The following is an 11,922-nucleotide window of genomic DNA, read 5'->3' on the forward strand; positions in this document are numbered from 1 at the left end:
CGCGGTCATCCGCAGCCGGCTCAAGCAGATGCAGTACCGCCCCGACCTCCTGGACGCCTTCCTGGCACACACCGGCCTGATCACGGACCCGAGATCGACATGACACCCCGAACTTTCATCCTCTGTAGCGGCCTTCTTCGATGAACTGCAAGACGAGGATGGCCTGCACGATCGTGGTGGCGCGGTGCGGGCAGCAGCGCAACCGGTCAGGACCTTCCAGCTCTTCAAGGTGGCAACGGTGCATTCCCCGCACGCGCAGATGCGAGCGTGCGCGCGGTTGACCGAGCGTTGATGGCGAGACAGAGGCGGCCGCAGCCGATGGCCTTCGAACGGTGTGCGGATGCTGCCGCCGGCGCCTTGATATCCCTTGTCGGCGAAGGTCTTCACCCCTGCGGCGGTCACCGCGTCGATCAGGCCGGTGGTGCGTGCTGCGGTCAGGTCGTTCGTGGCGCCGGGTATCGCAAGTGAGGCCCAGACGAGTCGGCCGGCCGGACTTGGTCGACTGCTGTCCTACCGGGAGCCTCTTCTCATGCCAACCCGTCCCGGCGTCGCCTCTGCTGACCTGCGCGATCAGGTTGGAAAGCCTCAGTGATGGCTACCCCGCATACCGGCGACATACCACGCCTATACCGCTGCCCTCTAAGCTGCGGTACATGCTTCAGCCCCGGTGGCCATAAGCGTGGTGCCGGGTGCCGTGGACATCAATACTGCCCGCTATAAAGGATTCGCCGCGCAGGGTGTGGCAGCTAAATTTGCGTGGCCTCGGAGGAGATGTTTCGTGAGACGAACCTTGGCGGCAGCTACGCTGGTAGCAGCAACGTTCATGACACTGTTTGTCAGCTCAGCTCCGGCTAGCGCTGGTGGGGTACAGGGTTACTACGCCACCTTGAAGCAATGCGAGGCCGTTAAGAGGGTCTTCCAAGTTGCATTTCCCTTCAGGGACTACTACTGCGCATTGAATTCTACGCCCAAGGGGGCGTACCAGCTGCGCTGGGATTAGCGATTCGCCGGGCGCTCACTTGACTGTGTGAGCGCCCGACGCTGGTAGTGGCACCATCGGGCGGTGGCTTGGTGGCGGCGTCGTCACTGAACCCTTCTCGACGGCGGCACGGTGAAACAGCATGTGAAGCCCCTGGTTCGGCGGACGTGATTGTGTTGATCAACCCGTCTATCAGGGGTTTTCTATGCCAGCAGGCGAACGCGAGATCCGCGATCATGCTGTGATCGGCAGGCCCTAAAACCAGGGATGAAAAGGTTCAGTCATAGAGGGAAACTTATCTGCCGCCGGGCGGCTGTCGGCTCGGACACTCCCTGGTCTGGCTCGTACGCTGGTGGCGGCCCAGGAGGGGGTTGTGGCGCAGGCGCGAACCCTCTCTGCCGGAACGCTGTGACGTCCTGGGTAGGGCAGAGGACGTGAGCGAGCTGATCATTTGATCCACCGCTCGTCACAGGGCATCACCCGCTGCCCTTGACCTGTTGGCCACCGCTACCACAGGGTTCGCGTGGCGTCTGCATATTGACTATCGCAGTGTGGCATGGGGTTCGCGTGGCGCTGCACACCGTCTACCGCAGCGCGCACACGGCTTCCCCAATGTCTACACACGCCACCCACGAGCGAGGGGACTAACGATGGAGACGCAAGGCTTCTCTCATGGCTTTCAAGCGTTGCGGAGAGGCCAGGCCGGCGTGGTAGAGGTGAAACTCGGACGCTCCTGCCTTGGCGTACGTCCTGAGCTGGTCGGCCAGTGTTTCCGCGTCGGCTGGGCGGGGTGGCAGGGCGAGGACGTAGGCGCCCACGCGCTGACCCGGAGTGGAAAGCTCTTTGAGCCAAGTGAGCCGGGCGGCGTCCGTGGTGGGGTCGCCCCAGCAGTTGGCGACCAGCACGTCCGCTCCCGGCTCGCCCGAGGGCAGGGGGGCGAAGGCTCCGGCGGCCCAGGGGTCCGGGTTGGCATGCAGGGTGATGGGGATGTCGGGGGCGGCGCTCCTCGCGACGGCGATCAGGCGTTCGCGCAGGGCGGTGGACAGTTCGACGCGGACGGCGCGCACCTCGTCGGCCAGCCGGCCGAGAGCCTCGTCGGTGGTTCCGTGCCGGGCGTCGGCGGTTCCGTGCGGGGCGTCGATGGTGACGGTGACACGGGGCTGTGGGCTGGCGCCGGGTGGGTCGGTCTGAATGGTGCTGTGTGGGTTGGTTGGGTTGGTGTTGTGTGGGTCGGTCCGGCTGGTGGTGTCTGCGCTGATTGAGATGCCCGGGTTTGGTGCGTTCGAGGGAGACAGGCGTTGCCCGGGTGTGTGTGCGGTGGTCGTGGCAGGAAGGGCCCGGTCGATGGCGGCGCGGACCTGGTCCCGGGTGTTCGGGGGGTAGCGGTCGGCGCAGGCGGTGCAGAAGCACAGGGACAGCAGGTCGGTGTCCGTGGAGGTCCAGTCGGCCCCGGAGGTCTTCTCGTGGACACTCTGGTGGCCGAAGCCCATCGGGCCGCACGCTTCCAGGATCAGGCCGTCGGGTTCGCCGACGGTGAGGATCTCCTGGACCAGGCGCTCGCAGTACTCGATGACGTCCTCGTGCGCGGGACACAGGGCGTACGGGTAGGGGTCGCCGAAGGCGTTGCGGACGGTCAGGTCCGGGTGGGCGGTTCCCAGGTGTGAGTTGTGCGTCAGCACCGTCCAGGCGTACACGTGCAGGCCGGCGGCCTTCAGGGCGTCCCTGGCCTGGAGGTAGGCGTCCGCGGGAGTCCAGGTGGGGGAAGCGGGGACGAGGCGGGACCACGATGATGGCCGCATCGGGAGGTAGAAGGCGGGGTAGGGCACGTCCAGGACGCGGTGTGCGGGGTGGTACGGCGTGGCGGCCCTGGTGGAGTGGTAGACGGCCGCCAGCGCGACCGCTTCGACGCCCAGGCCGGCGAGGCGTTCGGGGGCCGACGGGTCGCCGACGACGTCCCATGGGTAGACGTAGGCGACGTTCACCATCGCGGCCTCCTCGCGGAGAAGGCGGGCTCGAAGCGCTGCATGTACGTCGTGTCGTCGCGGGCCCGGATCCCGCATTTCTCGTACTGCTCGCTCATGCGTGCCAGCGCGTCACGGTCGAGTTCGACGCCCAGGCCCGGGCCTGCGGGCAGGGGGACGGCGCCGGCGGTGAAGCGGAGGGCGCCGGGCGTGACCACGTCCTGGCCGTTCTGCCAGGGGGTGTGGGTGTCGCAGGCGAAGGTGAGGTTCGGGGTGGCGGCGGCCAGATGGGTCATGGCGGCCAGGCTGATTCCGAGGTGGGAGTTGGAGTGCATGGACAGTTCCAGTCCGAACGTGTCGCAGAGGGAGGCGATGTGAGAGGAACGGACCAGGCCGCCCCAGTAGTGGTGGTCGAGCAGGAGCACGCCGATGGCGCGGGAGGCGATGGCGGGTGGGAGGTGGTCGGGGGTGACCACGCACATGTTGGTGGCGAGCGGCATGGGGACGGCCGCGGCCACCTCGGCCATGCCGGGAATGCCGGGAGTGGGGTCTTCGAGGTACTGGAGGGCGCCCTCGAGTTCGCGGCCCACGCGGATCGAGGTCTCCACCGTCCAGGCGGCGTTGGGGTCCAGGCGGAGCGGCACTCCGGGGAACGCCTCGTGCAGAGCGTGGATGGCGGCGATCTCCTGGTCCGGGTGGTAGACGCCGCCTTTGAGCTTGATGGACGCGAAGCCGTACTCCTTGATGAGCAGCCGGGCCTGCTCGACGACGCCCGCCTCGTCCAGTGCCGGGCCGAATCTGTCCGGTTCCTCGCCCGGGTGGCCGGCCCACTTGTAGAAGAGGTACGCGCTGTAGGGGACGGCGTCTCTGACCCGGCCGCCGAGCAGATCCACGACCGGCACTCCGGCGGCCTTGCCGCGGATGTCCAGGCACGCCACCTCGAAGGGGGAGAAGATCCGGTCGACGCTCTTCTCCTTGGTGGCGACACCGGTCAGGCCGTGCAGGTCGCTGACGGTGTGCCCGGTGATCGCGCTGATCCGGGCGTACATCGTGTTGGTGTCGTGCACATCGAGGCCGATCAGGGCCTGCGCGCATTCGCGCATCTTGCCGAGGTGGCCGGAGTCGCCGTAGGTCTCACCCAACCCGGTCAGACCTTCATCGGTGACGACCTCGACAATGGTACGGAGGGCCCACGGCTCGTGGACTCCGGCGGCGTTCAGAAGGGGCGGATCGCGGAAGGCAACAGGTGTTATGCGGATCTGCCTGATGATCATTACGACCGCCGTCCAGATATGTGAACAATAGCCAGATTTGTGGACAAGTTGCCGCAACTGTAAGAATCAGGCTGAAGAAGTGTCAAGACTCCGAAGGGCCATTCGATGATCTACGGACACGACCCCAGGACAGGCCAGACCGTGGGTGCCGCACTGCCCGAGACCGACAGCGCCGGGGTCGACGTGGCCGTTTCCGCCGCGGCCACCGCCGGCGCCGCCTGGCGGGCGGCCTCCGCGGAGGAACGGGCGCGCGGGCTCGAAGCTGTCTCCGACGCGCTCACCGCGCACGTCGACGAGCTGTGGCAGCTCGCCGACCAGGAAACCGCACTCGGAGAGGTACGGCTGCGCGGCGAGGTGGCCCGCGCGGCCGGGCAGTTCCGGCTGTTCGCCCAGGTGATCAGGGACGGCGCCTACCTGGAGGCCATCATCGACCACGCCGACGGGTCCCTGACGCCGCCCAGGCCCGACGTACGCCGGATGAAGCACGCGCTTCGGGGCGTCGTCGCCGTCTTCTCGGCCAGCAACTTCCCGTTCGCGTTCTCGGTGGCCGGGGGCGACACCGCGTCCGCGCTGGCCGCCGGCTGCCCGGTGGTCGTCAAGGCGCACCCCGGTCACCCGAACACCTCCGAGAGGGTCGCGAAGATCGTCCGTGAGGCGCTGCCTGACCCCGACCTGCTGGGGCTGGTGCAGGGCATGCAGGCGGGCGTCGACCTGGTCAAGCACCCCGAGGTGGTCGCGGTCGGGTTCACCGGCTCGGTGGCCGGGGGCAAGGCGATCCAGAAGCTGATCGACGAGCGGGAGGTGCCGATCCCGTTCTACGGCGAGCTGGGAAGCGTGAACCCCGTGGTCGTGCTGCCGTCAGCGCCCGCCAAGGACGTGGCCACGGGGTTCGCCGGGTCGGTGACGCTGGGCGTCGGGCAGTTCTGCACGAACCCCGGGCTCATGTTCGTACCGGACGACGACGAGCTGCGGCAGGCGTTGGTGGAGGCCGTCGAGGGGACCAGCGGCGGCTCCATGCTGGCCGAGCGCATCAGGGACGGCTATCTCGGCGGGATCGGGCGGCTGGGCGAGCTGCGGCTGCTGGCCGAGGGCAAGCCCGGTGAGGGCAACTGGGCGGTCACGCCCAAGGTGTTCACCACCGATCTCGACACCTTCGCGGAGAAGCTCCCGCACATCGCCGAGGAGTGCTTCGGGCCGGCGTCGATCGTGGTCACCTACCGGGAGATCTCCGATCTGCCGGCGGTGCTCGAGCGGCTCGATGGGTCGCTCACCGCGACCGTGCACAGCACCGACCCCTCCGAGGCGGGCGACGTCGCCGAGGTGCTCGGCAAGAAGGCGGGCCGGCTCATCTGGAACGGGTGGCCGACCGGGGTGGCCGTGTGCTGGGCGATGCATCACGGGGGTCCGTGGCCCTCGTCGACCTCGACGTTCACCTCCGTCGGCGCGACGGCGATCGACCGGTGGCTGGCGCCCACGGCGTACCAGGACTGGCCCGAGGCCCTGCTTCCGGACGAGCTCAAGGACGCCAACCCGCTGTCCGTCCCACGCCGGGTGGACGGCCGACTCCAGGTGTGAGTGCCGGCAGGACGGCTGCCGGGGTGCGCGTCGGCAGGCGGCCGCGGGTGTGTGCGGCTGCAGGTGTGAGCATCGGAAGGTGAACGAGGACGTGGGGCGGGCCCGGTCGCCGTCGGGGGACCGCCTCACGTATGGGACCGCCTCACGTGGGGGAGGGAGTACGCCTGCCCCGAGCCCATCATGTGAGGGGGTGGGTCCGCCCTGAGCCGGCGCGGCGCCCGCGCACGACCTCGGGCGCCGGTTTTCGACCGGGGACGGGGTCAGGCGCCGGCGATCTCCAGGCCGGTGGTGATGAGGCGTTCCAGCGACCGCATGTGCTCGGGCGAGGGGTCCACCAGCGGCGGCCGTACGCCTCCGACCTTCAGCCCTCGGATCCGCACCCCTGCCTTGACCAGCGAGACCGCGTAGCCGGGCACGAGGTCGCGCAGTTCGACCAGCGGCAGGTAGAAGTGGGTGAGCAGCCGCTGCGCCAGCACCTCGTCCCCGCCCGTCACAGCCGTGTAGAAGGCGAGCGAGATCTCGGGCGCGAAGGCGAACACGGCGCTCGAGTACAGGTTCACCCCGAGCCCTCGATAGGCGGGCACGGTCAGTTCGGCGGTGGGAAGCCCGTTGAAGAACGTGAAGGGCCGGTCCGTGGAGTTCCGCACGGTCAGGATGATCCGCTGCAGGAGGTCGAAGTCGCCGAGGCCGTCCTTGAAGCCGATCACGTTCGGCACCTTGGCCAGTTCGGCGACGGCCTCGGGGGTGAAGCGCGCGGTGCCGCGCTGGTAGATGATCATGGGCAGGCCGCCGGCCGCCGCGACCTCGCGGACGTACTGGACGAGGCCGCTGGAGGGGCCGGTGACCAGGTAGGGAGGCATGAGCAGCAGTCCGTCGGCGCCTTGGGCGGCTGCCGCCCTGGCGATGGCCTTGGCGGCGGGCAGCGGGCCGCCCGCGCCGCCGAAGACGGGCGCGCGCCCGTCGGCGGCCTGGACGGAAACGGCCAGGACCCTGGTGTACTCGTCGAGGTCGAGGGCGCTGAACTCGCCGGTGCCGCACGCGGTGAACACTCCTCCCGCCCCGGCCGCGACCCCGTCGGCGATGTGCCCGGCCAGAGCGGGTTCGGCGAGGCCGCCGTCGGCGCCGAAGGGGGTCACGGGAAAGAAGAGAACACCATCTAGCCGCATCAACAGTCCTTTCTAGCGGATGCCCTCCCTGCGGAGAGTGGCAGCCAGCTTGCGGGTGTGCCGGATCACCGCTTCGGTGATCCGCTCGACGTCGGCGGGCCCAAGTTCGGCGGGCATGGAGCAGCTGATCGCGTCGGTGGCCGGGATGCGGTAGTCGACCGCCACGGCCACGCAGGCCACACCGGGTGTGCCCTGCTCGCGTTCGTACGACCAGCCCCGCGTGCGGACCTGGTCGAGCTCGCCGGTCAGTTTGGTCATGTCGGTGATCGTGTGGGGGGTCAGCCCGACCAGCGTCTCCGGCACGAGCGTCATGACCTCGTCGTCGGTGAGCTGGGCGAGCAGCACCTGACCGAGAGCCGTGACGTGCGCTGGCAGCCGCCGCCCCACCCGGGGGATCACGTGATCGGCGTCGCGCGACTCCCTGGTCGCCAGGTAGAGCACGTGCGCGCCGTCTCGCCGGGCGAAGTGCACGGTCTGCCCGATCTCGTCCCGGAGGTCCTCCAGCGTCTCCTGCGCGAAGGGGAGCGCGGGGTCCTTGTCGAGGTACGCGGTGCCGGTCAGCAGCGCGTGCGGCCCGATCCCGAAGGCCGACCTGGCCGTGTCGGTCTCCACCCAGTTGAGCTCGACCAAGGTCCGCATGAGAGCGTGCAGGCTGCTTCGGGGAAATCCGGTGCGCTGCTGGAGCTCCGACAGTGTCATGCTGTGGTGCGAGTCGGCCAGGGCTTCGAGGATGCGTACCGTCCGCTCGGCGGACTTGACCAGCTGGGGCTCCATACTCATCCCATCTCGTATCCTTCGGCGGCTGAAGACATCCAGGATATGGGATACCGTCCATATACGTGGACGCCTAACCCTTGACCGCGCCGCTTGTCAGGCCGCGCATGAACTGCCGCTGGAAGGCCAGGAACGCGATGATCGAGGGGAGCAGCGCCAGCAGCGAGGCGGCGAGCAGCACGCCGATCCCCACCTCCTCGTCGGAGCGGAGCGAGCGCAGCGCGATGGGCAGTGTCCACATGTCGGACGCCGGTGCGACGATCAGCGGCAGCAGATACTGGTCCCAGATCATGGTGAAGCCGAAGACGCCGATCACGCCGAGCGCGGGGCGGCACAGCGGCACGATGATCGTGGCGAAGATGCGCAGCTCGCCCGCACCGTCGATGCGCGCGGCCTCCTCCAGTTCGACCGGCACCTCCTTCATGAACTCCGTCATCACGAGAATGGAGAAGCCCCAGGCGCCGACGGGCAGGATCATGCCCGCGTAGGTGCCGATGAGGTTGAGGTTCAGCAGCGGCATGTCGGCCAGGACGAGCGAGAGGGGAATCGCGATGATCTCCTCGGGGAGCATCATCGTGGCGAGCATGAGCAGCATCACGAACGTCATGCCGCGAAACCTCTTGCGCGCCAGGGCGTAGGCGGCGAAGACGCTGACCAGCATCTGCAGCAGCAGCCCGAAGCCCACGACCACGAACGAGTTGAGCAGGTAGAGATAGACGTTCTTCTCCCCGGCCTGGACGAAGTTGTCCAGGGTGAACTCGTCTGGCCACAGGGAGAAGGACGTCGGGTCGAGGGTCTTGCTGAACGAGCTCATGAGCAGCGCGACCAGCGGCCCGGTGAAAACCACCACCATAAGGCCATAAATCAGGGTCTTTCCGGCGATGGCCAGCGGACCCTTGCGCGACTCCAGGCCCAGAGCGCTGTCGAACCTCATGTCGTCTGCCTCCTGCGCAACATCTGCACGACCACCGTGAGCGCCAACGTGGCGGCGAACAACACGATCCCGCCCGCCGAGGCGACGCCCAGCTCGTTCTTCTGGAAGCCGAGCTTGTAGATCAGGGTCATGAGCACCTCGGAGGAGCCGTTCGGGCCGCCGTTGGTGAGCACGTACACCTCGACGAAGACCCGCAGCCCGCGGATGGCCGCCAGCGTGAACAGGATCCAGAACACAGGCCGCAGCGCCGGCAGCGTGATGTGCCGCAGCCGCCGCCAGGTGGTGGCCCCGTCCACGGCCGCCGCCTCGTAGAGGGTGCGGTTAACGCCGACGAGCCCGGCCAGGAAGATCATCATGTCGTACGGCGTGCCGCGCCAGATGCTCATGATCATGATCGACCACAACGAGGAGTCCTCGCTGGCCAGCCAGGGCTGCGGGCCGATGCCCGCCCAGCCGATGATGATGTTGAGCATGCCGCTGTCGGCCGGGTGGAACATGATCCGCCAGACCTCGGCCACGGCCGCCATCGTGGTGACGACCGGCAGGAAGGCGGCCGTCCTGACGAACCACAGGTATCGCGCCGGCCCCTCGATGAGCAGCGCGAGACCGAGACCCAGCACGATGGAGCCGACCGTGGTGCCGAGCGCCAGCACGACGCTGTGCCAGATGGCCGAGGCGAACTCGTCGTCCGAGATGATCGTCTGGTAGTTCTGCAGGCCGACCCATTCGTCACCGAGGAACGTCTGGACCTTGAACAGGCTCTTCCACAGGCCCACGAACATCGGGATGAACTTGAAGTACAGGAAGAGCACCAGAGCGGGCGCCAGAAACAACCACGCGACGACGGGCCCCCGCCACCGCACCGATCTGGTGCGGCGGTGAGGGGGCGCCGCCGAGCTCCGCGCCGGCGTGAGTGTGGACGTCATGACGCTTGCTGGCTCTGCAGTTCCTGAGTGAGCTTGGTGTTCAGCTCCTCCATCTTGGCCCGGACGTCGGCGGAGCAGTCGGCCCAGACGGCGTTGATCGAGTCGGCGGAGTCCTGGCGGATCGGTGCCCAGTTGGTCACCGGCGGGGCGTAGACGGCGTGCTCGTACGACTCCTGGAACACCTTCCACCGCGGGTCCTGGCGCTCGCCGGCCATGTCGACCTGGGTGTTGACGGGGAGCCGGACGATGGGGCCGCTGTTGTCCTTGTCCATGCCGATCCGCTGGCCTTCGGCGGAGATGGCGAACTCGGCGAACTTCTTCTGCGCCTCCTGGTTCTCGGAGCCGGCCATGAGGTAGACGTTCTCGCCCTCGCCGAGGGTGCCGGGGCCGCCGGAGGGGCCCTTGGGCACCGGGACGACCTCGAGCTTGTCGGTGCCGATGCCGTTGACGAACCTGGACAGCACGTACGGGCCGGTCAGGTAGATGCCGCCCTGCCCCTTCTCGAAGACCTCGTGCGTGACGGTCGTGTCGTTGCTGACCGCGCCGGGGTTGACCGTCTTGGTCGTGCAGAACTGGTCCTGAAGGTACTGGACGGCTTCGACGGTCTTGGGGTCGTTCATCGTGGCGGTGAACGCGCCGGGGCCGTTGGCCTTGACGAAGTCGCCGCCGTTGGCGTAGATCAGCGAGGAGGCGTACCACGAGGCGTAGCCGCGCTTGGTGCCGGCGGGGATGACGAAGCCGCTGGTGTCCTTCTTGCCGTTGCCGTCGGGGTCCTTCTCGGTGAAGGCGGTGGCGAGTGTCGCCAGGTCCTCCCATGTCTCGGGCGGTTCCATGTCGACCTTCTCCCGCCAGTCCTTACGGATGAACAGGGCGAACGCCTGGGCGGAGAACGGAGCCGCGTAGGTCTTGCCGTCACTGGCCGTGGCGGCTTTCCACGCCAGCTCCGACACCTGGTCGCTGCCGGCCAGGGAGGCTTTGTCGACTTCCTGGAGCCAGCCCTGCGACTGCATGGCGCCGATCTGGGCGGTGTCGTTGATGACGATGTCGGGAAGCTGCTTCTGCGCCGCCTGCTGGTTGAGCTTGGTCTCGAAGTCGTCGAATATCGCGACGACTTTCGATGGAGTGCCGCTGGCCTTGGTAAATGCGTCGGCGAGCTTCTGTGCGGTCTTGGCAGCATCGGAATCAGCCGGCTGCCTGATCCAGATCTCCAAGCTGTTGTTGTCTTCTGGACTTGATCCCCCGGAACCGCAGCCTGTCAGCGTAACGGCCAGGGACGCGATGATCGCGGTCCCGAGCAGACGTCGTGACATCAGACCGCCTCCCGTTCACATACGTGGACATGAGTCGTGCACATGGATATGTGACTGTGACCGTAATCACTGATCCTGTTCACGGTCAATATTCAAGGATGTGAATTTCGGCCAGAATCGTGTACACCAAGGAACATGCGCATTCTGATGACAGGGGCCGCGGGAAAAGTCGGCACGTTGCTCCGCTCGCGACTCGCCCGCGAGGGACGCATCCTGCGCCTCTCTGACTTGCATGCCGTCGAGCCGGGCCCCGGTGAGGAATGGGTGGAGGCCGACCTCGCCGACCCGGCCGCCGTGGCCGAGGCCATGAAGGACGTGGACGCGGTGCTCCACCTGGGCGGTCAGAGCAGGGAGCGGCCCTGGGCCGACATCGTACGGGCCAACATCGAGGGCATGCACGTGCTGATGGAGGCGGCACGCCATGAGGGTGTCGAGCACCTCGTGCTCATGGGCAGCCACCACGCGGCGGGATTCCACACCAGGCCGCCCGGCGGTGCCGACCTGCCCGACTACGCCTTTCCCCGGCCCGACAGCTACTACGGCGTGAGCAAGGTCGTCATGGAGGCGCTGGGAAGCCTCTACCACGACCGGTTCGGCGTGAACGTCACCGTGATCAGGCTCGGCACCTGCAACGAGGCGTCGGCCGACACGCGGGGGCTGGCCACCTGGATCTCGCCCGACGACCTCGCCCGCCTCGTCGAGGCCGGGCTGACCGCGCCCGGCTACCACGTGGTCTGGGGCGTCTCGGACAACACCCGCCGCTGGTGGTCGCTGGAGGAGGCCAAAGCCATCGGGTACGTCTCCCGCGACGACTCCGAGGCCCAGGCCGCCGCGCTCATCGCGGAGCAGGGCGAGCCCGACCTGTCGGAGCCGCTGCACCACCGGGCCGGCGGCGTGTTCACGCTCAACGAACTCGGCGGCATCTGGTGAACCCCGCACCGCTCTAGCAACCGGTTGCAAGAACCTTGACGGTCAAGGGCGTGAAGGTCAAGGTTTAGTCTGGCAACCGTTTGCAAGGGAGGA

The 11,922-nt window shown here is 67.8% G+C and carries 9 protein-coding genes and 1 pseudogene; 2 read left to right on the forward strand and 8 right to left on the reverse strand.

Annotation, left to right across the window (positions count from 1 at the left end):
* Positions 1–115 precede the first annotated feature (115 nt).
* The 3 genes and pseudogenes from E1267_RS17135 to E1267_RS17150 all read right to left on the reverse strand — a co-directional run.
* Positions 116–492, reverse strand: a pseudogene (locus E1267_RS17135) (transposase family protein); the annotation flags it as partial.
* A gap of 1,131 nt (positions 493–1,623) precedes the next feature.
* On the reverse strand, positions 1,624–2,964 hold the full coding sequence (locus E1267_RS45330) for a hypothetical protein (protein ID WP_181957813.1): 1,341 nt from the start codon (positions 2,962–2,964) through the stop codon (positions 1,624–1,626).
* Entirely contained in the window at positions 2,958–4,214 is a 1,257-nt protein-coding gene (locus E1267_RS17150; RefSeq protein ID WP_132333575.1) for a glucarate dehydratase family protein, read from the reverse strand. Before E1267_RS17150 ends, E1267_RS45330 begins: the two co-directional genes overlap by 7 nt.
* A 105-nt stretch (positions 4,215–4,319) precedes the next feature.
* On the opposite strand from E1267_RS17150, the gene E1267_RS17155 reads away from it, so the two are divergent.
* Positions 4,320–5,789, forward strand: coding sequence for an aldehyde dehydrogenase (NADP(+)) (locus E1267_RS17155; RefSeq protein WP_132333576.1), 1,470 nt, complete (start codon positions 4,320–4,322; stop codon positions 5,787–5,789).
* Between the two features lie 260 nt (positions 5,790–6,049).
* Here the strand turns inward: E1267_RS17155 and E1267_RS17160 are convergent, their stop codons facing one another.
* From E1267_RS17160 to E1267_RS17180, 5 genes are all read right to left on the reverse strand, one after another.
* On the reverse strand, positions 6,050–6,955 hold the full coding sequence (locus tag E1267_RS17160) for a 5-dehydro-4-deoxyglucarate dehydratase (RefSeq protein WP_132333577.1): 906 nt from the start codon (positions 6,953–6,955) through the stop codon (positions 6,050–6,052).
* Positions 6,956–6,967: 12 nt separating this feature from the next.
* Positions 6,968–7,735 (reverse strand): IclR family transcriptional regulator, encoded by a 768-nt coding sequence (locus E1267_RS17165; RefSeq protein ID WP_246063976.1) that lies wholly within the window; start codon positions 7,733–7,735, stop codon positions 6,968–6,970.
* A gap of 67 nt (positions 7,736–7,802) precedes the next feature.
* Positions 7,803–8,663 (reverse strand): carbohydrate ABC transporter permease, encoded by an 861-nt coding sequence (locus E1267_RS17170; protein WP_132333578.1) that lies wholly within the window; start codon positions 8,661–8,663, stop codon positions 7,803–7,805.
* The gene (locus E1267_RS17175) at positions 8,660–9,589 is read right to left on the reverse strand and encodes a carbohydrate ABC transporter permease (protein ID WP_132333579.1); all 930 of its coding nucleotides are present in this window, start codon (positions 9,587–9,589) and stop codon (positions 8,660–8,662) included. Before E1267_RS17175 ends, E1267_RS17170 begins: the two co-directional genes overlap by 4 nt.
* The gene (locus tag E1267_RS17180) at positions 9,586–10,899 is read right to left on the reverse strand and encodes a sugar ABC transporter substrate-binding protein (protein WP_132333580.1); all 1,314 of its coding nucleotides are present in this window, start codon (positions 10,897–10,899) and stop codon (positions 9,586–9,588) included. The genes E1267_RS17175 and E1267_RS17180 overlap by 4 nt, the downstream gene beginning before the upstream one ends.
* 135 nt (positions 10,900–11,034) lie before the next feature.
* On the opposite strand from E1267_RS17180, the gene E1267_RS17185 reads away from it, so the two are divergent.
* Positions 11,035–11,829: an NAD-dependent epimerase/dehydratase family protein gene (locus tag E1267_RS17185; RefSeq protein WP_165959652.1), complete on the forward strand. Its 795-nt coding sequence runs from the start codon at positions 11,035–11,037 to the stop codon at positions 11,827–11,829.
* Positions 11,830–11,922 lie beyond the last annotated feature (93 nt).

This window comes from Nonomuraea longispora (genome assembly GCF_004348345.1).
Classification (GTDB): Bacteria; Actinomycetota; Actinomycetes; order Streptosporangiales; family Streptosporangiaceae; genus Nonomuraea; species Nonomuraea longispora.

Coding starts and splice junctions, on each gene's coding strand:
- E1267_RS17160 (WP_132333577.1), bottom strand. CDS start 6,955: ATGCGGCTAGATGGTGTTCTCTTCTTTCCCGTGACCCCCTTCGGCGCC.
- E1267_RS17165 (WP_246063976.1), bottom strand. CDS start 7,735: ATGAGTATGGAGCCCCAGCTGGTCAAGTCCGCCGAGCGGACGGTACGC.
- E1267_RS17155 (WP_132333576.1), top strand. CDS start 4,320: ATGATCTACGGACACGACCCCAGGACAGGCCAGACCGTGGGTGCCGCA.
- E1267_RS17180 (WP_132333580.1), bottom strand. CDS start 10,899: ATGTCACGACGTCTGCTCGGGACCGCGATCATCGCGTCCCTGGCCGTT.
- E1267_RS17150 (WP_132333575.1), bottom strand. CDS start 4,214: ATGATCATCAGGCAGATCCGCATAACACCTGTTGCCTTCCGCGATCCG.
- E1267_RS17175 (WP_132333579.1), bottom strand. CDS start 9,589: ATGACGTCCACACTCACGCCGGCGCGGAGCTCGGCGGCGCCCCCTCAC.
- E1267_RS17185 (WP_165959652.1), top strand. CDS start 11,035: ATGCGCATTCTGATGACAGGGGCCGCGGGAAAAGTCGGCACGTTGCTC.
- E1267_RS17170 (WP_132333578.1), bottom strand. CDS start 8,663: ATGAGGTTCGACAGCGCTCTGGGCCTGGAGTCGCGCAAGGGTCCGCTG.
- E1267_RS45330 (WP_181957813.1), bottom strand. CDS start 2,964: ATGGTGAACGTCGCCTACGTCTACCCATGGGACGTCGTCGGCGACCCG.